Raw genomic sequence first — 24814 nt, forward strand, 5'->3', positions numbered from 1 at the left:
ATGGGTGCCGAAAGAGATATTGGTCGTGAAGGATGCGACTCCCTAGCATCGGTGCATGCGATTCTCCTTCCTCGCCCTGGTGCTCACGACGCTGACGGGCACGCCCGTCCTCGCGGACCCCCCCAGTCCGGTCTTCGCGCCCGTCCCGGATGCGAGCACCCAGACGAAGCTGGACCTGGCGGACCGGTTCACCCGGCGCGTGGAGCTCGTGCGGGACAGCCTGGTGCCGCCCCGGTGGCTGCGTGAGGGAGACCGCGTGGTCTTCTGGGCCCGCGAGGGCAACGACGGCGGGACGTGGGTGGTGGCGCACGCGAGGACGGGCGAGCTCGAGCCGCTCGTGTCCGGGGAGGCGCTGCGCCGACAGCTCTCCACGCTCCTGGGCAAGCCCGTGACGGCGCCGCGCTTCTACGACGTCGCCATCGCGCCGGATGAGCAGGGCATCGTGTTCCAGCTCGAGGGGAAGACCTTCGGCCTGGGCCTGTCGGGAGGCCAGGTCACGCGGCTGTCGCCCCAGGACCGGGCCGCGCTGACGTTGTCTCGTGAGCATGTCCTCGCGCCGCGTGGAGGCGCGCTCGCGGTGCGCAAGGGCGGCGGCTTCGCGGTGCTGGGCGCGGACGGGGCCACCGTGGTGGAGCGCGAGGCGGAGGAGCGGCTCGACTGGCGGATTCCCGAGCGGGCCTGGTCGCCGGATGGCCGCTACCTCGCGGTGTGGCGCGAGGACACGCGCGCGGTGCACCAGGTCCCCATCGTGGACTACGCCACCGCGCTGGAGAAGGTGACGACGGTGCCGTACACGAAGGTGGGGACGCCGCTGCCTCGCTCGGAGCTGCACCTGGTCGACGTGACGACGGGGAGCGTGACGCGCGTCGCCCCCGTCGAGGGCGAGACGTATGACTTCTTCGCCGGCTGGAACCCCGAGGGCACGGAGGCGCTGTGCCTCCACCTCTCGCGGGACGCGAAGCGACTGGACCTCACCGCCGTGACGCCGGAGACGGCGCGGCGTCGGCACGTGCTGCGCGAGGAGCGCCCGGAGACGTTCGTCGCGGGCCTCGACTTCGCGGTGGGCGGTTGGGAGAAGCAGGTGACGGCGCTGCCCTCGGGGCGCGGCTACCTGTGGATGTCCGAGCGCGACGGGTGGCGTCACGTGTACGCATATGACCGCGCGGGGAAGCTCGTGCGGCAGGTGACGCGGGGCGCCTTCCCCGTGCACGAGGTCGTGTCCCTCGCGCCCACGGGTGATGTGCTCTACGTGCTGGCCTCCGCGGACAGCGGCGCGCCCTACGAGCAGCTCATCTACCGGGGCAGCCTGAAGGGCGGCGCGCTGACGCGGCTGTCCTCGGGCTCGGGCATGCACCGGATGACGCCGTCTCCCTCGGGTCAGTACTACGTGGACACCGGGTCCTCGCGCACGCAGCCCCGTGTCCGGGAGCTGGCCTCCGTGAAGGGGGGCAAGCGCGTGCGCCTCACCACCGCGGACGTGAGCGGGCTGGAGGCGCTCGGCGGCACGACGCCGGAGGCGCTGCTCGTCAAGGCGGCCGACGGCGTCACGCCCCTGCACGGCGTGCTCTACAAGCCGCGCGACTTCGACCCCGCGAAGCGCTACCCCGTCATCGCCTACATCTACGCGGGGCCCTTCCTCTCCGTCGTGCCATGGAATTACATCGGAAACTCCATGTCGTTGACCGCCAGCGGCCTGGCGCAGCTCGGCTTCGTGGTGGTGATGCTGGACCCGCGCGGAGGACCGGGGCGGAGCAAGGCCTTCCAGGACGCGAACTACGGCCGCGTGGGCCAGACGGAGATTCCCGACTACGTCACGGGCCTGAAGCAGGCCGCGTCCACGCGTCCGTGGATGGACCTGGAGCGCGTGGGCCTCCACGGTGCTTCGTGGGGTGGCTACTTCACGCTGCGAGGCATGCTGACGGCGCCGGACTTCTTCACGTCGGGCTACGCCGTGGCGCCGGGCGCGCTGGAGGAGGAGGCCATCATCAACGAGCCCTACCTCGGCCTGCGCGACAAGAATCCCCAGGGCTACGCGGCGGGCGACAACCTCGCGCTCGCGCACCAGCTGAAGGGGCCACTGAAGCTGCTGCACGGCACCAGCGATGTGAATGCCACGCTCTCGGTGACGATGCGGATGGCGGACGCGCTCATCAAGGCAGGCAAGCGCTTCGAGCTGCTCCTCATGCCCGGCGAGCCCCACTCACCGCAGGGCGGCGCCAGTCGGTACTCCCGGGATGACGTGGGGCTGTTCTTCCTGCGCACGCTGGGTGCGCCTCGGTGAATGGCGCCTGGGGCACGGGGGCTTGCCGGGGTAGACTCCACGAGTGGCCAGCGTCCGTCTTCGGTGTGTGAACTGTGGTGCCCCCTTCCTCAAGTCCTCGGAGCGGGAGTCGACCTGCGGCCATTGCGGCGCGGACCAGCCCCGCCCCTCGAACAACCCCCTGCCGCTCGGGTGGAAGGAATCCCCGGCGCCCAGGTCGGCAGACGACGCGAAGGTCATCATTGGCTGGGTGCTGTTGGGCATCGTCCTCACGGCCTCCCTGCTCGTCGCGGCCGTGGTGATGGCGGTGTCATCCCGCGAGCCCCCTCCTCGCGTGGTCACGCCTGGCCCGGTGACGCCGCCCCCGCCGCCCATCGTCACACCGCCGCCCGAGCCCCCTCTCGTGGTGGAGGCACCGCCGCCCGTGCCCGAAATCATCGTGGAGAAGCCCGTCAAGCGGCCGCCTCCTCCGATGCCCAAGACGAACGAGGCCTGGGGCGCCATCCAGCTCGCGAAGAAGCTGCGCCAGTACGACTACTGCGGCAATGAGGCCATCCTCCGGGATGGCACGCTGCCTCGTCGCTTCACGCTCCGCGCGCGGTTCGACAAGGGCGGCGAGGGCGTGACGGCCTCTGTCCTGCCCAAGACGTCCGTGCGGATGCTCAACGCCTGCATCAAGCACAAGACGAAGTACATCTATCTGGGCACGCCGCCGGAGAAGCGCGACTTCGAGGTGGAATTGACGCTGTCGTTCGCGCACCTGCGTCCCAAGGGCAAACCCGAGACCTACGATGACCAGTGGAGCGTCCTCCATGACGACTGAGTCCATGCGTCGTCGAGGGACTCCGCCAGGAAGCCAGTGATGGGCTCGAGGGGCACGGCGACGTGCCTCCGCGGAGTCCTTTGTGCGCGCCGGGCGCGGTAGGGTGGGCGCTCGATGCCCATCACACGTTTGCAGATCGCGGGTTACCGCTCGGTGCGTCGGCTCTCGATGGAGTTGGGGCCGATGAATGTCATCGTCGGCGCCAACGGAAGCGGCAAGACGAACCTGTACCGCGCGCTGTATCTGTTGTCGGTGGCCGCGGAGGGGAGGCTGGCGCGGACGCTCGCGGAGGAGGGCGGGACGCCGAGCGTGTTGTGGGCCGGGCCCCGCATGGCGAAGAAGCCCGTGCGCTTGTCGGTGCAGGTGGAGTTGGGTGAACTCGCGTACGAGCTGACCTGCGGAATCGTTCCCCCTGTCCCGAGGGTGCCGGACCCTTTTCGTCTGGACCCCGAGGTGAAGACGGAGCACCTGTGGGCCCTCTCCGGAGGGCGCAAGGTGGTGTTGATGGAGCGCAAGGACCGCACGGCCTTCATGCGGGACGCGGATGGGAAGCGGGTGGTGTTTCCCACGGGCCTCTGGAGCGCGGAGTCGGTGCTGGACCAACTGGGCGAGCCGCACCGCTTCCCTCGGTTGTCGGAGGTTCAGCGCACCTTCGCCTCGTGGCGCTTCTACCATCACTTCCGCACGGACCCTGACGCCCCCATGCGTCATCCCCGAGTGGGTGTGAGGACGCCGGTGCTGGCGCATGACGGCGCGGACCTCGCGGCGGCGCTGATGACCATCCTCGACATCGGGGATGACCGCGCACTGGACCAGGGCGTCGACGATGCGTTCCCTGGCGCGAGGCTCGATGTCCGCTCGGAGGAAGGCCGCTTCAGCCTGTTCCTGCACATGCCCGGGCTGAATCGTCCCATGGCCGCGGCCGAGCTGTCCGACGGCACGCTGCGCTACCTCTGCCTGCTGGCCGCACTGCTCAGTCCGCGTCCTCCCGCGTTCCTCGCGCTCAACGAGCCGGAGACGAGCCTGCACCCGGACCTGCTGGAGCCGCTGGGACGACTGCTCGCGAAGGCGTCGAAGACGTCGCAAGTCTGGGTGACGACGCACGCGGAGTTGCTCGCGCGCACGGTGGCGAGCGCCACGCGCTGCGAGCCCGTGTACCTGGTGAAGAAGGACGGAGCCACGCAGGTGGAGGGGCGCACGGAGGAGGACGATGACGACGCCTCCGACGATGACGTGTGAGGCTCAGCCACCGTCGGAGCGCTGTTCTCCGGTGACACACCCCACCAGCAGGCGCGATGCTGCTGGCCCTCACAGGTCTCCCAGCGTGTCAGCCCTCACTCCGCGCCAGCGCAATCCCCCGTGCAGGGACGTGTCATGACGCCGGGGCTCTATCGCGTGCACAAACCGGTGGGCCCCACCAGCTTCTCGGTGGTGCAGTCGTTCCTCGAGGAGACGCGGGCCGTCCCCGGCAAGCGCGTGCCCGTGTGTCACGGCGGCACGCTGGACCCGTTCGCGCAAGGGCTGCTGCTCATCCTCGTGGGCCAGTCCACGCGCCTGTTCGAGCTGCTGCACGTCGTGCCCAAGACCTACGAAGCGGACGTCATCTGGGGCACGGAGATGGACACGGGAGACCTGCACGGCCGCCCCGTCCTCCAGGGGGACACCTCACCCCTGACGCCTGGGATGCTGGACGCCGCGCTCGCCCCGTTCCTCGGCTGGCGGGAGCAGGTCCCTCCCGCGACGAGCGCCAAGAAGGTCGGCGGAGAGCCCGCGTATCGCAAGGCGCACCGGGGCGAAGTGGTGGAGCTGCCACCCTCGCGCGTGTACCTCCACTCCGCGAACTGGCTGTCGCACGACCTGCCCCGCACCAGCCGCCTGTCGATGACATGCCGCGGCGGCTACTACGTGCGCTCCCTCGCGCGCGACCTCGGCCGGGCACTCGGTTGTGGCGCGCACCTGTCCACGTTGAGCCGCACACGAATCGGACCCTGGACCGACCCCGAGCCCGGAGCGCGAGTGCTGGCGACAGGCCGCGAGCTGCTCCCCTGGGCGCGCGTGCGTCCGCTCACGGACCACGAGGTCGGCGACTTGCGCCGCGAGCGCTCCATTCCCCTCGTCGGCACGAGCCCACCGGACTGGCGTCTCCCCACGGGCTTCCCGGACCCCGAGGCGCCCGTGCGGGGCTTCCACCAGGGCCGGCTCGCGTTCCTGCTCCGCGAGCGGGACGGCGCGCTGTGGAGCGAGGCGGAGCTGCGCGGCGGCCTGTGAAGGACGCCCGACGCCTGGGCCATGAAACTGCTTTCCAGGGTCGTCCGTATGTCTTGTGCGCCCCGGGACACGGGGGGCGGATGCGGCTCTTTGACATGCAGGGCGAGGATCCGGTGACTCCAGTCACCACCCCAAGGGCCTCCACCTGGTGACTGTTGTCACCGGTGGTGACAGGTGTCACCACCCCCCACCTCCACCCAGGTGCTCCGTAACTCCCTGAAAATAAAGAAGAAGTGAAGGTAGGCGTCTGTGGCACGGGACGCGCAATAGGGGTGCTCACCACGGTTCACGACGGAGACCCCAAATGACCATCGCTACCACGTTCAAGCCCGCGCTGCAGAAGCTCAACCGCACCGAGGCGAAGCTGGAGAAGCTCGAAGGCAAGCTCGAGCGCGTCCTGGAGCGTGAGCACAAGCTCCTCAAGGACCTTCGCAACGTGATGAAGCAGCAGGTCCAGAACGGCCGCGCGGGGGCGGGGCGTGACAGCTTCGACGCGGGTGCTCGCGGTGGTGTCGCCAACCGCCCGCTGCCCAACGAGTGGAGCCCGCTGGACACGGGGGCGCTGCGCGAGACGAACAAGCTGGACAAGACCAAGGGCCCCATCACCGCGGACCAGCTCACCGAGGCCATCCGCCGTGGCACGGGGGACCACGACGGCAACGCGGCGCGCGGTGAGTACCGCGCCTTCTCGGAGTGGGCGGAGAAGAACCAGTCCCGCCTCACGCCCGAGGCCAAGCAGGTGATGGACCGCTTCTCCAAGTTCGCCGCCGAGCGCCAGGCCAACGGTCACAAGGAGGGCGACTGGCGGGACATGATGAAGGACATGAGGGGCATCGGCGACAAGAGCGCCGAGAAGCAGGTGGCGAAGCTCGACGCCATGCCCAAGCCCATCTCCGGTGAGCAGATGTCGCGCGCCATCGAGCGCGGCGTGAAGGACCGCGACAACAACACCGGCGACGAGCTGAAGGCCTTCCAGGACTGGGCGAAGAAGAACCAGGACAAGCTGTCGCCCGAGGCCAAGGAAGTGCTGGGCAAGTTCGAGAAGCACGCCAAGAAGGCGATGGCCTCTGGTGACAAGGACCTGACCCGCGGCGAGATGGACAAGATGCTCAACGACTTCAAGAAGGTCGGCGACGTGAGCGCCCGGAAGGCGATGGGGGAGCTGGACAAGGAGAACGGCCCCATCTCTGGCGAGGACATGCTGGGCGCCATCCAGAAGGGCGTGTCCGACGGTGGCCGCGCCACGCCCAAGGAGCTGGCCGAGGTCCAGAAGTGGGCGGAGAAGAACAAGGACCGCATGACGCCCGAGGCGCAGAAGGTGCTGGAGACGTTCCAGCAGCACGCCATGAAGTCGGGCACCGGTGGCCTCGACAAGGCCGAGCTGGACGCGGCGGTGAAGGAGGCGTCCCAGCACAAGACGTTCCGCGACGACTCCATGCGCACCGCGCTCGAGGGCCTGGACGGCAAGAGCGGCAAGATCTCCGCCAAGGACCTGACCAGCGCCATCAACCAGGGCGCGGGTGACTTCGACGGGCAGGGCGCGGGCGTCGAGCACGCGGACTTCCAGAAGTGGGCGATGCAGAACTACGACCGCCTCTCTCCCGAGGCGAAGAAGGTCGTGGACCTCTACGGGAAGTACGCCTCGGACGCGCTGGCCAAGGGCGAGACGGGCATCGCGAACACCGAGTTCGAGAAGATGCTCAAGGAGATGGAGCGCGTCAGCACGCCCGTGCTCCCGCCGCGCATCATCGCCGCCTGATTCATCCACACCGCATGGCCTGGCGCGGCGGAGGCAAAGCCGCCGCGACACGGACGCGGGCAGCACGGGAGCACCACCCGGTGGGGCCGGGTGTCGCACGAGAGGCCTCGCCGCGAGCCTTCCTCCGTGAGGGGACGGAAGGGGCGAAAGGGTTCGCGGCGGGCGTCCTCCTTCGGGACATGGAACCGGAGGCGGACGAGAGGAGTCGAAGTCTCGGCGGGATGGAAATGAAGACAGGGCGTCGGCGGGACCGTGGCACGCGGGCCGCACGGGGGGACGGGGGACGGCAGTCGAAGACTTTGAACGGGCGGCTCCGACATAGGGGGAGCCAGCCCTCGGGCTCCCCGAATCGTTGGGGGATGGTTCGGGAGCCTTTTCTTGTGGGAGCGCCCCTCTTTAAGGGGGGCAGCGGGAGCTCGGACTGTTGGGGGATGGTCCGAGCCCCATTCTTGATGCGGTACCGAGGGACAGAAGCAAGAAGGGCCCGGACCGTTGGGGGATGGTCCGGGCCCTTCGTTTCTTCAGCGGCGCGCGTGGGGCGCGCGGTGGCTCACGCCTTGTTCTTGGCGAGCGTGTCCTTGGCCACCTTCACCACGTTGTCCACGGTGAATCCGAACTTCTGCTGGAGCGCCTTGATGGGCGCGGACGCGCCGAAGCTGCGCATGGCGACGATGCCGCCCTGGAAGCCCACCCAGCGCTCCCACCCGAAGGCGGCGCCCTTCTCCACGGCGACGCGGGCGCGCACGCCCGGCGGCAGCACGCTGTCGCGGTACTCCTGCGACTGCTGCTCGAACAGCTCCCACGACGGCAGGCTCACCACGCGCGAGGCGATGCCCTCGGCGGTGAGCTTGTCGTGCGCGTCCAGGCACAGCTGCACCTCGCTGCCCGTGCCGATGAGCACCACCTCCGGCTTGCCGCCCGCCGCGTCCGCCAGCACGTAGCCGCCCTTGGCCACACCGGAGGCCGCGCCGTACTTCGAGCGGTCCAGCGTGGGCACCGCCTGGCGCGTGAGCACCAGCACCACGGGGTGGCTCTTCTGCTGGCCGATGACCCGCCACGCCTCGGTGACCTCGTTGGCGTCGCCGGGGCGCAGGACGATGAGGCCGGGAATCGCGCGCAGGCTGGCCAGCTGCTCCACGGGCTGGTGGGTGGGGCCGTCCTCGCCCAGGCCGATGGAGTCGTGGGTGAAGATGTGGAGCGCGGGCAGCTCCATCAGGGAGGACAGGCGGATGGCGGGGCGCTCGTACTCACTGAAGATGAGGAACGTGGCGCCGTAGCCGCGCACCTTGCTGAGGCACAGGCCGTTGACGATGGAGCCCATCGCGTGCTCGCGCACGCCGAAGTGGATGTTGCGGCCCTTGTACTCGCCGGGCTTCATGGACTCGGACGTGGTGATGTACGTCTTCGTGGACGGGTTCAGGTCGGCCGAGCCGCCCACCAGCCACGGGTAGTTCTTGGCGACGGCGTTGAGCACCTTGCCGCTGGACTCGCGGGTGGCCATGCCCTTGGCGTCGGCGGGGAACGTCGGCAGCTCGGAGTCCCAGCCCTTGGGCGTCTCACGGCGCTGCATGCGCGTCAGCTCATCGGCGAGCTCGGGGAACTGCTTCTGGTACTCGACGAAGCGCGCGTCCCACGCCTCGCGCAGCTGCTTGCCGCGGGCGCCCACGCGCTGCTGGAAGCGCTCGCGCACGCCGTCGGGGACCAGGAACTTCGCGTCCTCGGGCCAGCCGTAGTTGCGCTTGGTGCCCTTGATCTCCTCGTCCCCGAGCGGCTCGCCGTGGGCCTTGGAGGAGCCCTGGAGCTTGGGGGCGCCGTAGGCAATCTGGGTGGTGACGACGATGAGGGTGGGCTGGTTGTTGCGCAGCGTCTTGAAGGTGTGGAGCGCCTCACCCAGGACGGTGAGGTCATTGGCGTCGGGGACGTGGATGACGCGCCAGCCGTAGCCCTCGAAGCGCTTGCCCACGTCCTCGGTGAAGGCGAGGTCGGTGCTGCCGTCGATGGAGATGTGGTTGGAGTCGTAGAGCCAGCAGAGGTTGGAGAGCTTGAGGTGGCCGGCGATGGACGCGGCCTCCGAGGCGACACCTTCCATGAGGTCTCCGTCGCCGCAGATGGCGTAGACGTCATGGGTGAACATGTCGAAGCCGGGCTTGTTGAAGTGCTCGCCCATCCAGCGGCTGGCGATGGCCATGCCCACGCTGTTGGCGACGCCCTGGCCCAGGGGGCCGGTGGTGGTCTCCACGCCGCTGGTCCACCGGTATTCGGGGTGGCCGGGGGTGGACGAGTCGAGCTGGCGGAACTTCTGGATGTCCTCGAGCGAGACGCTGAGGGTGTCCTCGACCTTGTAGTCGCGGGTGACGCGCTTGACGCCGGCCAGGTGGAGCAGGGCGTACAGGAGCATGGACGCGTGGCCGTTGGAGAGGATGAAGCGGTCGCGGTCCGGCCAGATGGGGTGGGACGGGTCGTACCGGAGCTCCTGTTGCCAGAGCTGGTAGGCGACGGGGGCCAGGGACATGGGGGCCCCCGGGTGACCCGAGTGGGCTTGCTGGACCGCATCCATGGCCAGGGTGCGGATGGTGTTGATGCTCAGCAGGTCCTGCGTATCGGTGGTCATAAGGTCCTCGAGCTTCCGGCGAATCGTGGGGCGCACCATGCCGGAACTCGCGCCGGTGCGCCGCACGAAAGGACGCCGCCCGCCCGCTCGCCGTCCGGCAGTCCACGAGCCCCTGGATTTTCTGGCCCTTGAGAGGAGGCCCGACGGTTTGAGCCCCGCCCGTGTCACACGGGATGTGGCAGTGGGTGGGGCTGGCTCCGAGGAGGTCGCGCACGACGTTGTGTTGCGGTGTCGTGTGCACCCGTGGCTCAGGGCCTGGGTGGGACCGGTGTGACGGGCTCGAAGTCAACGCGCAGCGGAAGGAAGTACGCGGGATTCGAGCAGGTGCCGTGGAGGCAGAGGTGCACGTCCTGGTCCTTCCCCTTGGCGTCAGGAGTGGCCTTGAAGACCAGCACGTCGTTGGCCTGGACGTCGTTGGGCTCCTTCGCGAGTCGGAGCGCACCGGCGACGGTGAGCGGCCCCTTGTCCAGCGAGACGAGGATGGGGTTGCAGTCGAGCTTCGTGGAGTCCTCGGGTGAAGGTCTGCAGGTGATGTCCAGTGGGAGGTGCGCGGGGAGCGGTGCGGAGATGCGCCCGTACTTCTCGTAGAGGGCGAAGCGAGTCGCCGGGCAGCTCACTCGCACATCGATACGGCTCTTCCCATTGACGCAATCCGGGGGGCACTCGCCACCTTTACAGAGGCAGATCATGCCCCACTCATGCGTGGTGCTCTCCAGCTTGCCGACGCTCAGCTCCAGGACAGAGTCCTTGGGGGCCGTGAGCTCGCAGGGCACAGGGGGGATGCACTCGAGATAGGCGGGGAGGGGCTTTTGTTCCGCATTCGTAGTGGTCCGGGTCTCCAGGATGACACGCGCCTTCATGGGCCCGAACCACCTCACACCGGTCTTCTCGGGGATGAAGAGCCTCCGGGGCGGAGCCTCGCAAGCGAGGGTGAGCGTTGTCCTCGCGGGCTTGGAGGGCTGAGGAGACGTAATGCCGGGAGCGATGAAGTAGGGCTCGTTGGAGTTGCAGGACGCGAGCAGGGCGACGACGAGGAGCAGCCATCCCGCTCCAGGGCGAGGATGGGTTCGCATCACAGGGCCTTCTTGAAGAGCGGGAGGAGCTCGGGGACTGAAATCCCGACGAGCACGTAGCGTCCGCCATCTTCGGGGGCCCACGTGTAGCCGAAGTAGAAGGCGCGGAAGAGACTGACGCCCACTCCGATGCCCACGCGCGAGTTGGGGCCCTGGTCCTTCTCCTCGCTCTTCGTCGTGGGAGGTGGCTCGTTGGCCTCGTCCACGGGAGTGTTTCCTCCGCCGATGATGGAGACGGAAGGTGCGAGGGCGACGTAGTCGGCGAGATTCGGGTAGTCACGCGTATTGACGCTCAACGTGAATGGAAAGGTGACCGCGACCGCCGGGTTGCGGAGCTTCTTGTCGTTCACGGGAAAGGCGAAGGAGACGGGGATGCTGGAGGTCGCCTCGACGTCGCTGGCCGAAGCCTTCTGGGCGGCGGCGACGATCTCCGTGACGACAGGGAGCGTGGTGATGAGCCCCAGGTTGTAGACCCAGAAGGAGTCCTTGAAGACGACCATGTCCTCGTTGCCGAGCACGCGATAGATGACGCGAAAGGTGACGCGCTGGTTGAGGAAGTCCTTCCACGGGACCAGGAGCAGCCGGTTGCAGCCGTGGTGGAAGTCGAGGTCGATCTTGGCTCTGCGCGTCTTGCCGTCCTTGCCATCGGGAACCTCCAGCTCGAACACCCAGGGGTTGTTCATGAGCGCCGCCGGAGGGAGCTGGAGGCAGGTCGGACGATCGAGTGAGAGCGAGACATCGGAGTCCTGGTCGATGAGGTTCGCGAGACGCTCGACCGTTCCGCCGGACTCCTCGATGAGCATCAGGGAACCGGCGCTCTTGATGACCGAGAACTTGAAGTTGCTCACGACCTGGACGAGCACGTTGTCATAGGAGGGCTCATCGGTATCCGTGACGACGGTCCGACCGAAGCTTGAGAATCGGTTGTTGAGTTGCTCGACGATGCGGTCGGACAGCTCGCGCTTGTGCGCCTCACGCAGTCGGTCCGCGTTCTTCACTTTATCGGGGTCTCCCATCAAGAAAGTGGGCGACACTTGGGCAGCTTGGTTCTTCTCCTCCTTCTCCTCCTTCTCCTCCTTCTCCTCCTTCTGCTTGGGGGCGTTTGCCGCCTTCTTCGGTGACTCGTATGCGGCCCTCCAATCAGTCAAAGTGTTCGGGTTGGCTCCAGCAGAGGTTTTGCAATACGAGAAGAGAATGGGAATGCCTCCTTGGGTGAGGAGCCACCGGCGGCCCTCCAACTCCTTTCTGTCAGGGTCTCTCTCTTGGCCTGAGCCCTTGTCTTGGCCTGAGCCCTTGGTTGATGGTGGATTCGTCATGGGCCAGTTGGAGCTGCTTTCGGCCTGACCCGGCTTGGCGTGATGGAAGAGCTCCATCTCCTGCATGCAGAGGAAGTCGCTCGAGTAGATGGCCTGCAGTGAAATCTTGACGGCGACGACCGCGTCCGGCTGGTCATCTCCGCGCCAGCGCACCAGGGTGTGCTCACGCTCCGGCAGCTTCGCGATGTCTTCGGTGCGGACGACCGTGGTTGTCTGCTGTGAGCCGAGGTCCACGGTGAATCGAAGCCGGTTGAAGATCGAGGTCGCGCTCATCGAGACGCCATCCGGTTCGAACTGGACGATGAGCCGGTCGAGCGCATATCCCTCGCCGCCATCGGGAAGCAGGGCGTTCTCATTCAGCTTGAGTCGGATGACCTTGGCCGAACTGGAACCCGTGGTGGGCTCATAGATGGCGAAGAAGTCATAGGGGCGCGCGAACGCACCCGACGATAAGATGACGCACAACAGGAACAGCAATCCATTCGCGGTTCTCGCGCGATGCTCCATGGTGTCCCCCTCTTCGACTCGATGACGCAGTCAGCGTGGAGGGCCGTGGAAAGCCCTCTCATCGCAAGTGTGACTGCCATTGAGAGTGTCGCGCAAGAGGCAGACACTACGACTTCGGTACGATGGACTGGCATTTCTGGAATGCCAGTCCGAGGCGGAAATGACCTGACCCGAATGGGTCTGTACTCACCTACCGCCGCGCCATCGCGCCCTTCACCGTGCGACCCCGCGTCAAATGGGCCACGGCCTCACCCAGTCCCTCCACGGTGAGGGAGAACATCGGGAAGACGCGCGCGATGGTGGCGATGGAGCCCGTGCGCCACGCGCCCATGGGCTCGGGGTTGAGCCACACATTGCGCTCGAAGTGCTGGGCCAGCTGCATCAGCCACGTCAGCCCTTCCAGTCCGTCCGCCTTGTATCGCCCCTCCGCGTCCGTGCGGATGCCCAGCTCATACGGGGCCATGGAGGCATCGCCCACCATGATGAGCTTGTGATGTCTGCCCACCTGCGCCACCAGCTCCGGCACCGTCATGCCGCCGGTGAGCTGGGGCGTGGCGTAGAGCTTTCCGTAGACGCAGTTGTGGAAGTAATACGTTCGCAGTTCCTTGAAGTGCGTCGCCTGGCTGGCCACGGAGAACAGCCGGCTCATGGTGGCCGCGTACGGGTCCATGGAGCCGCCCACGTCCATCGCCAGCACCACGCGCGTGTTGGGCCTGCGCGGAGGACGCGTCACCACCTCCAGCTCGCCCGCGTTGCGCGCGGTGGCGGAGATGCTCTCGTCCACGTCCAGCTCTTCGGCCACGCCCTCGCGAGCGAACGCGCGCAGCTTGCGCAGCGCCACGGCCAGCTGCCGCGTGTCGAGCACCAGGTCATCGCGGTAGCCCGCGTACTTGCGAGCCCCCGCCTGCATCAGCGCCATGCCCTGCTTGCCGCCGGCCTTGCCGCCCACGCGCATGCCGCCGCGCGAGAACCCGTTGTTGCCGAACGGCGACGTGCCCCCGGTGCCAATCCACCGGTTGCCGCCGTCGTGGCGCTCCTTCTGCTCGCGCAAGCGCTCCTCGAACAGGCGGCGGATCTCCTCCGGGTCCAGCGCCTCGAGCAGCGCCTGCTCCTCGGGCGTGAGCTGGGGCCGCTCGCGCGCGTCCTCCAGCCACTGCATCAGCTCCTGTGTCAGCTCCAGGCCCGCGGTCTCCACGCCCTGGAAGTGCGCGAGGAACGCCTGGTCGAACGCATCCAGCTGCGTCTCCGAGTGCACGAGGAGCGCGCGGCCCACGTGGTAGAAGCCGTCGAGGCTGCTGTCGTGGAGCCCCGCCTTCAGCGCGCCGGCCAGGGCGAGCGCCTCCTGCGCGCCCACCTTCACGCCTCGTCGCCGCAGCTCGTAGAAGAATGGCAGGAACATGCCGTCTCCAGGCTCAGGCGCGCGTGCGCCGGCCGCGCCCGAAGGCCTCCGCCACGGAGACCAGGTCCTGCTCCTTCTTCAGGAGCGCCCCGAGGAACGGAAGCTGCTCATCCAGCTTCAAGTCCGTCACGCCCTGCGCCTTGAGCACGGTAATCCAGTCGATGAGCTCGCTGGTGGAGGGCCGCTTGCGCAGGCGGGAGAGGGCGCGCAGCTCGTAGAACACCTTGAGGGCCTGCTCCGCGAGCGCGGTGTCGAGCCCCGGGTGGTGCACGTCGACGATGCGGCGCATGAGCTCCGCGTCCGGGAAGTCGATGAAGTGGAACACGCACCGGCGCAGGAACGCGTCCGGCAGCTCCTTCTCGTTGTTGGACGTAATCACCACGATGGGGCGGTGCTTCGCGGCCACCTCGTCGTTGGTCTCGGTGACGCGGAAGCGCATCCGGTCCAGCTCGTGGAGCAAGTCATTGGGGAACTCCAGGTCCGCCTTGTCGACCTCGTCGATGAGCAGCACGACGCGCTCGGGGGACGCGAAGGCCTCGCCCAGGGGGCCCATGCGGATGTATCGCCGGATGTCCTTCACGTCGCCGTCACCGAAGCGCGAGTCATACAGGCGCTGCACGGTGTCGTAGACGTACAGGCCGTCCTGTGCGCGCGTGGTGCTCTTGACGTGCCAGGTGAGCAGCTTCAGTCCCAGGGCCTCGGCGATGGCCTCCGCGAGGAGCGTCTTGCCGGTACCCGGCTCACCCTTCACCAACAGGGGGCGCTGGAGCGTGAGGGCACAATTGACGGCGGCCTGCAGGCCCTCGTGGGTGAGGTAGGAGTCGGTGCCTCGGAAGCGGACGGGAGGAGGGGCCAAAGTCATGTTGGGCCTCCTTTAACACCCGGAGTGGCCGCGCGGGGGCCGGGGCCGCTCGCTCCCCCTCCCTCCAGGGTGAGTCAGACCCTTTGGTCAGGCTCGTTCGTATCCCCAGGAGGCCAAGGAATACGGTCCGCCGCGTTCTGGGTGGGTATCCGAGCCTGAGGAGGCACGTGTCGTGGGTCACCCGGTGGTGCTGACGGTGTTGTTGGTCTGGGCGCTCGCGTCGTTGGCGGGGGGCTGCCCCAGGGCGGGAGCCTCGCTGTTCGAGCTGCCGACGTCGGTGCGCAAGGTGGACCCGGTGACGCCGCGGCCCGAGCCATTGACCTGCGCCCAGGGCTGAAACTGTTTCAGGGAGACGTTTCAGCAGGCCCTGGAGTCGGAGGTTTTCGCTCGGAGCAGGACCTCCTGGAGGGGCCGGAGGCGAAAATCCGCTCGGAGACGACGCTTGGCGCGTGCCGTGCAGCGGATTTCCCGCCGAGAACCCAGGACGGCGTATATCCTCCCGTCACATGTCCATTGCGAATGAGCTTGGAGAGATGTTCCGGCGCGAGTTGCAGACTCAGCTCGTGCCCTTGCAGCAGGCGGTGAGCCGGTTGGAAGAGGGCCTCGAGGCCCTGGACATGCTGCGCTCGGTGACCTTCCGGCTGGCGCCGCTGACGAGCCGTCTGGGTGCGGTCGCTGGCGTGCGGCCGGTGGCGGCGCGGCAGTCGTCGGTGTTGCCGGCGCCCGCGGCGAAGCGGGGCCGCAAGCCGGGCCGTAAGCCGGCGGCGCAGGTGGAGTTGCCGTTGGTGGCGACGAAGGGCGCGGCGACGCGGGCCCGGGTGGCGGAGGGTTCTCGCTCGTGCGCCATCATCGGGTGCAAGCGTCCCAGCCGTTCCAAGGGCTACTGCTCGGCGCACTACCAGAAGCTGCGGCTGCTGATGCGCACGGACCGTCGGCCGACCGCGTGGGTGGATGACGCGAAGCCGCAGTCGGTGCAGGACGTGAAGCTGCCGCGCGGTCGTGCGGCGAGCAAGGCGCTGCGCGAGGCCCAGCCGGCGAAGGGCAAGCGCGGTCGCAAGAAGGGCGGCAGGGGCGCTCAGGCGTCGCTGGTCTGAAGTCCCGCCGCGGACGTCTCGCGGCTTCGGCACAAGCTGCTGGTGACGGGCTCCTCGAGAGGGGAGCCCTGTTTCACGGCTTCGAGCGGCGCTTCGGCTGAGCCGCCACGCGAGGCGTGTGTCCCGAGCATGCCAGCGCTGTCGAGGGCGAGAAGCCCGAGAGCGAAAGGCGCTCCCTCCCTGCGGCCGTCCCACGACAGGGCCAGCCCGGTCCTCTCCGACCTCGTCACGGTTCACGACGCACCGAGGTCGCTGCCGCCGCGCCCACCCCGTACGCGCCGAAGCCAGAGCCCCGCCTGAGCCTGCCTCACCGGAGCCTGGAGTACTGACGGCCGCGGGCCCATGGAGGCGCGAGGTGGAGGTCCGCCATCGCGACGGCGGCCTCCAACCCGAGGAGGGTGTCCGAGGTGCGCGGGGATGGGTGTTCAGCCGGCGAGCAGGTGCATGGGGCGCGGAGGTGGGAGAGCGTTCACCAGGCGGGCATGTGGCTGGCGGACAGGGTGATCGCGCCGCCGTTGACAGGTTGGGGGGAGGGATGGGATTCGGGCGCCATGAGTGAGCAAGGCTATCCAGTCACGGTGGCGGTGCGGCGCCCCGATGGTCGCGTGGAGCAGGTGCGCGTGGGCACGGCGTTCAGGAGCGAGGAAGGCTTCACGCTGCGGATGGGAGAGTTGTCCATTGGCTCGACGCCGGACGCGGCCTCCGCGGCGCCCCGTCGGTCGGCGCCGAGCGCGGGTGGTGGCGGTGGTGGCGGGGACGGAATGGTGTTCCCGAACTACGGCCGCAGCAAGGGCGCGCCCGTCTCGGGAGCGAGCATGCAGGACCTGGAGTTCTACGCGAATGGTGCGCGCCGTTCGCTGAACGACCCGAGCAAGTCGCGCTGGCACGACAAGGAGCGCCAGCTGCTCTCCGCCATCGAGGCGGAGATGGCGCGTCAGCAGGGCGGCGGCGGTGGCAGCGAGGGTGGCGGCTACGGCGGCGGTCGTGGTGGTGGCGACAGCTTCGGTGGCCGCGGTGGTGGTGGCTACCAGGACGATGTCCCGCCGCCCAACGACGACGACAACATCCCGTTCTGAGTCCGGAGCAGTCCTCACGGGCACCGTCGAGCGCGGTGCCCGTGTTCGGCAACCCAGGAGGCGTGACCTCGAACGCCCCGGGCTGCGCGAGCGCAGCACGTTCAAGCCACGGCGCGAATCTCTCCCGCGTAGGGCAACCACACGGTGAAGGTGGTGCCCTGGCCGACGGTGCTGTGCACGATGACCTCGCCGTGGTGACCATCGACGATGCGTCGGACGATGGCGAGCCCCAGCCCGGTGCCACTGGCGCGCGTGGTGAAGAACGGCTCGAAGATGCGCTGTTGCAGCTCGTTCGTCATCCCATGCCCGGTGTCGGAGATGGTGAGCCGGGCGTGAGGCGTGCCCGAGCGGACATCCGTCTCGATGCGGGTGACCAGGCTGCCACCGGCCGGCATGGCCTGCACGGCGTTGGTGAACAGGTTGGTGAGCGCCACGTGGAGCAGGTGCGCGTCGAGCGCGATGGGCGGCAGCGTCTCGTCCAAATCTCGCGACACGTTGATGCCCGAGCCCCCCGAGCGCAGCGACGCCACGAGCGCGCCCTCCACCACGGGCCCGAGTGACTGACTTCGCAGCCGGGGCTCGACGGGGCGGGTGAAGTCGAGCAGGTCATTGACGAGCAGGGCCAGTCGTTCGACCTCCTCGTCCATGATGTCCATCAGGGAGCCAGTGGGGCCGGTGGCCATCTGGGGCGTCAGGCGTCGGATGGCGGCGAGCGCGTTGGAGATGGCGCCCAGCGGATTGCGGACCTCGTGGGCCACGGTAGCGCTCAGCTCGCCGAGCGCGGCCATGCGCTCGCGCTGCACCAGGGTGGCCTGGGTGGCGGCGAGGGTCTGCAGCGACTGACGCAGCTCCTGGTTGAGGTGGCTGACCTCCTCCTGGGCGCGGCGTCGCTCACTGAGGGCGCTGGCGAGCAGCAGTCCGGACACGCTGGCCACGGCGAGGAAGGACTGGAGGAAGGTGAGGCTGTCGTTGTGCCACGCGAACTGGGCGAACGGGCCGTTGCCCAGGGCGGTGTGCAGCAGGGACAGCGAGGACATCACCGCGGCGGCCATGGTGATGCCCCGGGCCTCGAAGCGCAGGGCGGCCCACAGCAGGAACGGGAACGTCAGGTACGTCACCGGATGGAAGGTGGCGGGAGGCGCGGCCGACGGCGGCATGCGGAACACCCAGTGGGTGGCCACGCCGAGCAGCAGCAGGAGCGCCATCAGCTCCAGTCGTCGCTGCCGGTTCCAGCCGCTGGTCCCCCGCGCCGTCCAGGTGAGCAGCAGGGGCGCGACGAGCAGCACGCCCATGGCGTTGCCCACCCAGAATACCCGCCACGACGGCCAGAAGTCCTGGGGGGAAAGGCGCTGCTCGGACAGCAGCATGCTCATGCCCAGGCTCGCGCTGAGCAGGGTGGCGCCCAGGGCGCCCAGCCCCACCAGTCCCAGCACATCGCGCACGCGGTCCATCGACGGGTGGAAGCGGACCACCCGGCGCAGCATCAGCGCTCCGACCATGGCCTCCAGCAGGTTGCCCGCGGCGATGACGAAGCCGGTGGAGGTGACGGGCCCGTGGGCGGAGCCCACCGCGAAGGGTTCGACCAGGATGGCGGCCAGCACGAGTGCGGGCCACTCACGGTGCCGCGTGAGCAGCAGCCCCGCGAGCGCCACGCCACTGGACGGCCACATGGCGGAGACGCGCTCGGGAGGAAACGCCAGCACCGCGCCCAGCCGTGCTCCCAGCGCATATGCGGCCGTGAAGAGCACCAGCCGGAGGACGGGCTGCCAGCGGCGGGGGATGGACTCGAGCGAGGGCACGACCCATTCGTCGACCGGGCACCCGCTCTGGGAGTGCGCGGTCCCGCGACGCCTTTCGGAGGCGCACACTGGCACGGTCCCGAGCACCCCGGGAAGTATCCGGGAAATCCCCGAGCCCCAGCCGGGAACCCGCGGGGCCCCTGGCGTGTCCAGTGCCATGGGTCCAAGATGTCTCGGCACTCGGAGTGCGCAATCACTCGCAACCCTGGCGTTACCGGTCTCGAGGAGGCCTCGTCGAGTGGAGCGGCTCCGCACTCGAAGTCAATGTATCGCCGGAGCTGCTTCAATTCCGCAGCAAGCCGCTTCATTTATGAAGCGCCACGGTCCTCCGTGTGAATCCAGAGGGTTGTGATGGCTCGATGGCGAGAGGCTCTTCAAGAGTGAAGCGGCTTACGGGTTGGCAGGCCGTCATTTCAAGGGCTTCGTATCTGGCGTGAATCCTGCTCGATGCAGCGGGCCAGGGAATCCCTCCCATCCGGCGTGGCTGTGAAAAAACGAGGCCATGAAATGACACCCAATGTCTGTGTCGTCGGTGCCGGAGCATTTGTTCCATCGCGTCGGGTGAGCAACGCGCGCATCGCCAGGGCCATCCCCGGGTGGCCGGCGGAGCGCATCGAGGAGAAGCTGGGCATCCGTGAGCGGCGGTTCTTGTGGGACTTCGACGAGGCGACGGGGCGCGCGGTGCCTCCGCCGGAGGACGACGGCCACTACTACCCCGCGACGAACACGGACATGTGTGAGGTGGCGCTGCGCAAGGCGCTCGAGAGCTCGGGCGTGGACGCGAGGGAGCTCGACGCGCTCTTCGTCGTGACGTGCACGCCGGACGCGCCGCATTTCAACCACGACGCCATGGCGGTGCACCAGCGGCTGGGGCTGCGCGAGGACGCGTTCGCGCTGCTGGTGGATGATGGCTGCGGCGGCACGACGTACGTGTTGGACCTGGTGAAGAAGATGATGGACGGGGGCCGCTTCCGCACGGTGGCGGTGGTGGCGTCGGCCTTCACCTCGCCGCTGGTGAACCGGGAAGTGTACCAGGACGAGCTGCCACCGGGCCCCGGGCGGGCGAAGACGCTGCAGGGCTATCTGTCCATGTACGTGTTCGGGGACGGGGCGGGCGCGGTGGTGCTCCAGACGAAGGAGGACGCGCCAGGCGGGGCGGGCATCCTGGCCTCGTTCTCTGGCAACGCGCACGGGGACCTGGTCATCCGCAAGGGCGGCGGGACGTTGAAGCTGCCCTACCAGCCGGGGCGCTCGCGGCCGGCGGACATGGCCTTCGTGGTGGATGGCTTCCGCGTGGCGCGCAGCTATCCGGAGTACATGCAGAAGTGCCTGGACGCGGTGTTGAGTCCTCGACCCGACCTGAAAGGTGAGGTGAAGCGGTACTACTTTCATCAACCGAACAAGCGGGTGATGGACGCGTTCGTGGCGCGCGCGGGACTCCCTGTGGAGGCGGTGGCCTGCAATGTCGACTTGTATGGCAATACGTCGGCCGCGGGGATGCTCATCCTGCTGGCGGAGGACCTGGCGGGAGGGAGGGTTCGCCTCGGGGGAGGGGACATCGTGTTGGTGGCGGCCGTTGGCGCGAACATCCACTACGGCGCGCAGCTCATCCGGTTGTAGACTTCGGGTGCCTCCTTCCCCCCATGGAGACACCGTTTGATGGCAGACATGGCTCAGAAGTTGGACGTGCTCGAACCCCAACTCGCACGAGAGCTGGAGGAGCGCGTCTCGTTGGCGACGCGCGACGACACCGCGCGAGGACTGTTCTTCAATGGCGTACTTGGCGCGGTCAGGGTGCTCGGTGGCGAGGCCGCGGTGCAGCGTTGCCTCGCCGCTGCGGGAGAAAAGAAGTACACCGATTTCTTCAACTACCCGGTGGAGGCGTACCTGAGGCTGGCCTTCACGGCGGCGCAGGTGATGGGGCCCCAGTTGGGTGGCTTCGACGCGGCGCTGCGGCGGATGGGCGTGCAGGCGACGGCGGACTTCCTGTCCTCGGCGGCGGGCAAGACGTTGCTCCTGCTGGCGTCGAACAGTCCGAAGCGGATGTTGGGCAACCTGCACTCGGGCTACAAGGCGGCGGTGAGCTACGGTGAGCGTGGCGTGACGTGGACGGGGGACACCAGTGGTGTCTTCACCATGAAGCGCGACTTCATGACGCCGGCCTATCACGAGGGCGTGCTCCAGGCGGTCATCGAGGCCGTCGGTGGCAAGCAGGTGCGCGTGAGCGGCAAGAAGACGGGGCCGCTCGACGCCGAGTACACGCTGTCCTGGCAGTAGCCGTCCTGGCGCGCCGGGTGGGGAGGGACCTGGCGCGCGAGGAGGGTGGACTCTCGACGGAGGTGTCGATGGCGCGGTGGCACGACGCAGTGGTGGCGTTGTTGTTCGCGGGTGCGTTCGAGGCGCGGGCGGAGTCGGAGGTCTTCCAGTTCCGCACGCAGGAGGATGCGACGAAGCCCGCGGATGCGGCGGCCTGCGCGGCGGCGCCCTTCGAGGCGACGGTGAAGCTGGGCGCGGGCATCTATGTGCCACGTGCTCGCGAGCAGGATGGCAAGTGGGTGGACCTGGGGCAGAAGAGCGTGGGCACCGCCACGGCCTGTCTGCGAATCACCCCGGGCACGCCGCTGGCGCCGGGGAACCAGGTGCCGGCCCACATGCGCTTCGTCCTCCCGGAGGGGACCTTCGCGGCCACGGGCACCTGCAACGTGGTGTCGAACGACGTCCCCGTCGCGGGGTTGGTGCTCGCCGGGTGCGCGCTGAAGCTGGTGGAGATGCCGGCGGGCTACGTGGGCGGTACGGTGTCGAGCACCAGTTCCTTCAACCCGAAGAAGCTGCCGGGGTACGCGACGGGCTCGTACTACACGCTCCTCGCGTATCGAGGCCCGCCGCCCAAGGCGGCCGGAGCCAAGGCCCCCACGCCCTGAGCCCTGGGGGACGGAGGAGCCTCCCGCGGTGGGTGGTCGCCGCGGTGAGGGTCTTCGAGTGAGCGCGGGCCGAGTCCTGGGTCGCGCGAGGAGTGCGCCCAGCGCGCCACCCCTTTCCGCCAGTGCGGGCTTCCGACGCTTTGGCCCCTGGCGCGCGGTGGAGCTCCATGCGCCTCGAATGGCTACCGGTGCGGCCCGGAGGCGGGCATTCGCTCCGATTTCGGAAATTCCGAAAGCGGAATGATTGTTGCGCGGGCATCATGAAGCGGCTCAGATTCGTTCTGGAGGTCCACCGGGCCACGCATCGCATCGGCCTGTTCCTGGAGGGGGCGGTGCCTCCCCTGGGGCTCTCGCAGGGGGAGGCCCACTTGCTGGCGTACCTGGTGGAGGCGGGAGACACGTCGTTGAGCGAGCTGCACGCGGCCTTCGGGCACAAGCGCTCCACGTTGACCAGCTACATGGACCGGCTGGAGGCGAAGCGGTTGGTGAAGCGGGAGGCGCGGCCGGAGGACCGGCGCTCGTTCCAGGTCTCCCTGACGGGGCCGGGGAGGACCTTGGCGACGCGGGTGCATCGGCGCCTGGAGGCCCTGGAGGCGGTGGTGTTGGGACAGTTGGGGGAAGAGGACGTGGAGAGTTTGCGGACGGGACTCGAGTCCATCGCGGAGGTGGACCGGGAGGAGCGCCCGTCCGAGGGCCCGAAGAGAAGGCGGACGAGGACACGGTCGACATGAGCGGGGATTGGAATCAGCTGGAAGACGCGGCCTTCGTGGCGGCGGTGGCCTCGGCCACGTATCCGGGGGAGCGCTTCGGGCACCGCGACCACCTGAGGTTGGCCTGGTGCTGCCTGCGTGAGGAGCAGGGGTTCGACCGCGGGCTGCGGCGGGTGCGGACGCTCATCCAGAACTACGCGGCCGCGCTCGGGGCCACGGGCAAGTACCACGAGACCCTCACCCGGGCCTGGATGGAGCTGGTCCACGTCGCGATGGAGCTCACCCCCGCGGCCCGGTCGCTCGAGCAGCTGCTGGAGGCGAATCCACACCTGATGGACGCGAAGCTCCTGGCGAGGCACTACCAGAAGCAGACGCTCGACTCCGCCGAGGCGAGGGCGGCCTGGGTGGCGCCCGACGTCGCGCCGCTGCGGCCCCCGGCGGTGAGCCGCGCGCCCTGAGTCGAGCGGGCGCGCCGGGGACTTCCAGAACCGGGCCTGTGTGTTGGCCGGGTCAGGGGGCGGCGGTGCCCCGCTCGCGCATGTACTTGTCGAGCGTCTTCCTGGCCTGGGCGCGGACCTGGTTTCGCAGGAGGGGCGTCCATCCGAGCACCAGCCCCGCGGGGCCGAGCGCCTGCCGAGACCAGGCCCAGAAGTCGAAGCGGTCACGGTGGCGGACAATCTTGCCGTCGCGGAACTCGAACTCCGCGTCGATGCGGTTGAGGACCTTCCGGCCGGTGGTGGAGAAGGTGTAGTTCGCGTCCCAGTGGGCGCGGCCGGAGCGGTCATCGGCCTGGATGTCGCGGAAGGTGAGCTCCAGGTCCTTGCCCCGCTCGCAGAGCATGCTCCACATGCCCGTGGTGCCGGCGTGGCGCAGGCCGACGAAGACCTCGTCGGTGAACTCCACATCAGGGTGGTAGCAGGCGTTCATGGCCTGCGCGTCGCGGCGCTGGAACGCCGAGTAGAAGTCGTTGAGGAGCTGAGCGTGCGGGTGCATGGCGGCGAGGTCTAGCAGACCTGGGGACCTCCGCGCTGGGAGGAGGTCCTCCCTTGAGGCGAGTGCCCTGGCGGGTTCGATGCCGGGGCTGGCCAGGGCCCCTCGTTCCGGGGGCATGCGGAATGGCGCGGCGAAGGTGGGGCGCACATGGCAGATTGCGCCCATGGCTCGCGAAATCGTTATCTGGCCCAACAAGGTCCTGACCTCTCCCACGAAGCCCGTGACGGACTTCGGTCCCGCCCTCCAGACGCTCCTGGAGCAGATGGCCGAGTCCATGAAGGAAGCCGAGGGCATCGGCATCGCCGCCAACCAGGTGGGCGAGGCGCTTCGGGTCGCGCTGGTGGGGCGGGAGGACGGGACGTCCTTCGAAATCGTCAATCCCCAGGTCCTGGAGAAGAAGGAGCCCGTGAAGCTGGAGGAGGGGTGCCTCTCGGTTCCCCGGGAGTGGGAGAAGTGCCCGCGCTTCCACAAGGTCAAGGTCCGCTACCAGGACCGGACGGGGGAGTGGCACGAGTTGGAGGCGGAGGGGCGCCTCGCCCACATCCTCCAGCATGAAATCGACCATCTGGATGGCCACGTCTTCGTGGACCACCTGTCCTCGCTGAAGCGCACGCTCATCCTGGACAAGATGAAGAAGCTCCAGAAGTCGAAGGCCCGTCAGAAGGAGAGCTGACCCGTCGAGGGGCAGCCGGAGCGACGAGCCGGACGATTCGGGGATGGGGTGGAAGGGCCTCCCCGGTTCCTCCAAGGGACCGGACCGGAAAATCCGCTGGGTGGATCATCCGGTATTTGACGGACGAGATGTGACGAGGTAGTAACTGGACCCCTGCTCGTCGCCCTGGTGCTCCGGCCCTGGGGAACGAACAACGGGGGAAGAAAAAGGTCGACGAAGGTTGTTGACCTGGAACGCGGTGGTGATAGAAGCCGCGCCCCTCGACGAACCGGTGAGCGCAGCAACCCACCGGGACGGACGAAAGAAATTAAACGGATCTGACCAAATAGGTTGACACGGGATGCGGCGAAGAGGTAGAAGCCGCGCCCCTCCGGAAGAAAGCAGCGGAAGCCACTGGGCGGCGCTGGGGACTTCGGAGAGCAGCAAAGAAGAAAAGCTGAAACTGGGTGGTTGACAGCGGACGCGAAGATAAAATAGAAGGGGCGCCCCGCTGACGCCGGAAAGAAGTCGAAGGCGGACGCAGGGTAGCAAGAAGTCGCGGTGGAAACAAGCGACTCGGTCTTTGAAAACCAAATAGCAAGCCCAAGAAGAAGAGAAGGATTGCGGAAACCGCAGTCAATCTTTGAGAAGGCCCCAGTCAGGGAGCGCTGAGAAGCGCAGACCGGCAGGG

The 24814-nt window shown here is 68.2% G+C and carries 21 protein-coding genes; 14 read left to right on the forward strand and 7 right to left on the reverse strand.

Going from position 1 to position 24814, the window contains the following annotated elements; translation table 11 throughout:
* Positions 1-55 precede the first annotated feature (55 nt).
* The 5 genes from LXT21_RS32840 to LXT21_RS32860 all read left to right on the forward strand — a co-directional run bounded on the left by LXT21_RS32840 (position 56) and on the right by LXT21_RS32860 (position 7110).
* The gene (locus tag LXT21_RS32840) at positions 56-2281 is read left to right on the forward strand and encodes a S9 family peptidase (protein ID WP_254042152.1); all 2226 of its coding nucleotides are present in this window, start codon (positions 56-58) and stop codon (positions 2279-2281) included.
* A 67-nt stretch (positions 2282-2348) separates the two neighbouring features.
* Entirely contained in the window at positions 2349-3083 is a 735-nt protein-coding gene (locus LXT21_RS32845) for a hypothetical protein (RefSeq protein ID WP_254042153.1), read from the forward strand.
* Between the two features lie 114 nt (positions 3084-3197).
* A complete protein-coding gene (locus tag LXT21_RS32850; protein ID WP_254042154.1) occupies positions 3198-4322 on the forward strand; it encodes an AAA family ATPase in 1125 nt (374 codons plus the stop codon).
* Between the two features lie 135 nt (positions 4323-4457).
* A complete protein-coding gene (gene truB / locus LXT21_RS32855; RefSeq protein WP_254042155.1) occupies positions 4458-5351 on the forward strand; it encodes a tRNA pseudouridine(55) synthase TruB in 894 nt (297 codons plus the stop codon).
* Between the two features lie 304 nt (positions 5352-5655).
* A complete protein-coding gene (locus LXT21_RS32860; protein WP_254042156.1) occupies positions 5656-7110 on the forward strand; it encodes a hypothetical protein in 1455 nt (484 codons plus the stop codon).
* Positions 7111-7660: 550 nt separating this feature from the next.
* On the opposite strand, the gene tkt is transcribed toward LXT21_RS32860, so the two are convergent.
* The 5 genes from tkt to LXT21_RS32885 all read right to left on the reverse strand — a co-directional run bounded on the left by tkt (position 7661) and on the right by LXT21_RS32885 (position 14878).
* Positions 7661-9721 (reverse strand): transketolase, encoded by a 2061-nt coding sequence (gene tkt, locus LXT21_RS32865; protein WP_254042157.1) that lies wholly within the window; start codon positions 9719-9721, stop codon positions 7661-7663.
* Positions 9722-9969: 248 nt separating this feature from the next.
* Positions 9970-10794 (reverse strand): hypothetical protein, encoded by an 825-nt coding sequence (locus tag LXT21_RS32870; protein WP_254042158.1) that lies wholly within the window; start codon positions 10792-10794, stop codon positions 9970-9972.
* Entirely contained in the window at positions 10794-12617 is a 1824-nt protein-coding gene (locus LXT21_RS32875) for a hypothetical protein (protein ID WP_254042159.1), read from the reverse strand. The genes LXT21_RS32870 and LXT21_RS32875 overlap by 1 nt, the downstream gene beginning before the upstream one ends.
* A 190-nt stretch (positions 12618-12807) precedes the next feature.
* The gene (locus LXT21_RS32880; protein WP_046717125.1) at positions 12808-14016 is read right to left on the reverse strand and encodes a vWA domain-containing protein; all 1209 of its coding nucleotides are present in this window, start codon (positions 14014-14016) and stop codon (positions 12808-12810) included.
* 13 nt (positions 14017-14029) lie between these two features.
* Positions 14030-14878, reverse strand: coding sequence for an AAA family ATPase (locus tag LXT21_RS32885; RefSeq protein WP_254042160.1), 849 nt, complete (start codon positions 14876-14878; stop codon positions 14030-14032).
* Positions 14879-15050: 172 nt separating this feature from the next.
* Here LXT21_RS32885 and LXT21_RS32890 point away from each other — a divergent pair, with 172 nt between their 5' ends.
* The 3 genes from LXT21_RS32890 (at position 15051) to LXT21_RS32900 (ending at position 17048) form a co-directional block, all read left to right on the forward strand.
* A complete protein-coding gene (locus LXT21_RS32890) occupies positions 15051-15215 on the forward strand; it encodes a hypothetical protein (RefSeq protein WP_254042161.1) in 165 nt (54 codons plus the stop codon).
* 169 nt (positions 15216-15384) lie between these two features.
* Entirely contained in the window at positions 15385-15972 is a 588-nt protein-coding gene (locus LXT21_RS32895; RefSeq protein ID WP_074958614.1) for a vegetative protein, read from the forward strand.
* A 551-nt stretch (positions 15973-16523) separates the two neighbouring features.
* A complete protein-coding gene (locus tag LXT21_RS32900; protein ID WP_254042162.1) occupies positions 16524-17048 on the forward strand; it encodes a hypothetical protein in 525 nt (174 codons plus the stop codon).
* Between the two features lie 101 nt (positions 17049-17149).
* Here LXT21_RS32900 and LXT21_RS32905 read toward each other — a convergent pair whose 3' ends face one another.
* Positions 17150-18847 (reverse strand): MASE1 domain-containing protein, encoded by a 1698-nt coding sequence (locus LXT21_RS32905; RefSeq protein ID WP_254042163.1) that lies wholly within the window; start codon positions 18845-18847, stop codon positions 17150-17152.
* Between the two features lie 507 nt (positions 18848-19354).
* Between LXT21_RS32905 and LXT21_RS32910 the strand changes: the two genes are divergently transcribed.
* The 5 genes from LXT21_RS32910 (at position 19355) to LXT21_RS32930 (ending at position 22936) form a co-directional block, all read left to right on the forward strand.
* Positions 19355-20467, forward strand: a complete 1113-nt coding sequence (locus tag LXT21_RS32910) for a 3-oxoacyl-ACP synthase III family protein (protein ID WP_254042164.1) — start codon at positions 19355-19357, stop codon at positions 20465-20467.
* A 39-nt stretch (positions 20468-20506) separates the two neighbouring features.
* Complete coding sequence (locus LXT21_RS32915; RefSeq protein WP_407667076.1) at positions 20507-21124, forward strand: DUF2378 family protein; 618 nt, start codon at positions 20507-20509, stop codon at positions 21122-21124.
* A 68-nt stretch (positions 21125-21192) separates the two neighbouring features.
* The gene (locus tag LXT21_RS32920; protein WP_254042166.1) at positions 21193-21768 is read left to right on the forward strand and encodes a hypothetical protein; all 576 of its coding nucleotides are present in this window, start codon (positions 21193-21195) and stop codon (positions 21766-21768) included.
* Positions 21769-22028: 260 nt separating this feature from the next.
* Entirely contained in the window at positions 22029-22499 is a 471-nt protein-coding gene (locus LXT21_RS32925) for a MarR family winged helix-turn-helix transcriptional regulator (RefSeq protein ID WP_254042167.1), read from the forward strand.
* The gene (locus LXT21_RS32930) at positions 22496-22936 is read left to right on the forward strand and encodes a hypothetical protein (protein ID WP_254042168.1); all 441 of its coding nucleotides are present in this window, start codon (positions 22496-22498) and stop codon (positions 22934-22936) included. The genes LXT21_RS32925 and LXT21_RS32930 overlap by 4 nt, the downstream gene beginning before the upstream one ends.
* Positions 22937-22988: 52 nt before the next feature.
* Here LXT21_RS32930 and LXT21_RS32935 read toward each other — a convergent pair whose 3' ends face one another.
* Positions 22989-23471, reverse strand: a complete 483-nt coding sequence (locus LXT21_RS32935; RefSeq protein ID WP_254042169.1) for a nuclear transport factor 2 family protein — start codon at positions 23469-23471, stop codon at positions 22989-22991.
* Between the two features lie 163 nt (positions 23472-23634).
* Between LXT21_RS32935 and def the strand changes: the two genes are divergently transcribed.
* Positions 23635-24144, forward strand: a complete 510-nt coding sequence (gene def / locus LXT21_RS32940) for a peptide deformylase (protein WP_254042170.1) — start codon at positions 23635-23637, stop codon at positions 24142-24144.
* Positions 24145-24814 lie beyond the last annotated feature (670 nt).

This window comes from Myxococcus guangdongensis, assembly GCF_024198255.1.
GTDB lineage: Bacteria > Myxococcota > Myxococcia > Myxococcales > Myxococcaceae > Myxococcus > Myxococcus guangdongensis.

Coding starts and splice junctions, on each gene's coding strand:
- LXT21_RS32840 (WP_254042152.1), top strand. CDS start 56: ATGCGATTCTCCTTCCTCGCCCTGGTGCTCACGACGCTGACGGGCACG.
- LXT21_RS32850 (WP_254042154.1), top strand. CDS start 3,198: ATGCCCATCACACGTTTGCAGATCGCGGGTTACCGCTCGGTGCGTCGG.
- truB (WP_254042155.1), top strand. CDS start 4,458: ATGACGCCGGGGCTCTATCGCGTGCACAAACCGGTGGGCCCCACCAGC.
- LXT21_RS32860 (WP_254042156.1), top strand. CDS start 5,656: ATGACCATCGCTACCACGTTCAAGCCCGCGCTGCAGAAGCTCAACCGC.
- tkt (WP_254042157.1), bottom strand. CDS start 9,721: ATGACCACCGATACGCAGGACCTGCTGAGCATCAACACCATCCGCACC.
- LXT21_RS32870 (WP_254042158.1), bottom strand. CDS start 10,794: ATGCGAACCCATCCTCGCCCTGGAGCGGGATGGCTGCTCCTCGTCGTC.
- LXT21_RS32875 (WP_254042159.1), bottom strand. CDS start 12,617: ATGGAGCATCGCGCGAGAACCGCGAATGGATTGCTGTTCCTGTTGTGC.
- LXT21_RS32880 (WP_046717125.1), bottom strand. CDS start 14,016: ATGTTCCTGCCATTCTTCTACGAGCTGCGGCGACGAGGCGTGAAGGTG.
- LXT21_RS32885 (WP_254042160.1), bottom strand. CDS start 14,878: ATGACTTTGGCCCCTCCTCCCGTCCGCTTCCGAGGCACCGACTCCTAC.
- LXT21_RS32895 (WP_074958614.1), top strand. CDS start 15,385: ATGTCCATTGCGAATGAGCTTGGAGAGATGTTCCGGCGCGAGTTGCAG.
- LXT21_RS32900 (WP_254042162.1), top strand. CDS start 16,524: ATGAGTGAGCAAGGCTATCCAGTCACGGTGGCGGTGCGGCGCCCCGAT.
- LXT21_RS32910 (WP_254042164.1), top strand. CDS start 19,355: ATGACACCCAATGTCTGTGTCGTCGGTGCCGGAGCATTTGTTCCATCG.
- LXT21_RS32915 (WP_407667076.1), top strand. CDS start 20,507: ATGGCAGACATGGCTCAGAAGTTGGACGTGCTCGAACCCCAACTCGCA.
- LXT21_RS32920 (WP_254042166.1), top strand. CDS start 21,193: ATGGCGCGGTGGCACGACGCAGTGGTGGCGTTGTTGTTCGCGGGTGCG.
- LXT21_RS32925 (WP_254042167.1), top strand. CDS start 22,029: ATGAAGCGGCTCAGATTCGTTCTGGAGGTCCACCGGGCCACGCATCGC.
- LXT21_RS32930 (WP_254042168.1), top strand. CDS start 22,496: ATGAGCGGGGATTGGAATCAGCTGGAAGACGCGGCCTTCGTGGCGGCG.
- LXT21_RS32935 (WP_254042169.1), bottom strand. CDS start 23,471: ATGCACCCGCACGCTCAGCTCCTCAACGACTTCTACTCGGCGTTCCAG.
- def (WP_254042170.1), top strand. CDS start 23,635: ATGGCTCGCGAAATCGTTATCTGGCCCAACAAGGTCCTGACCTCTCCC.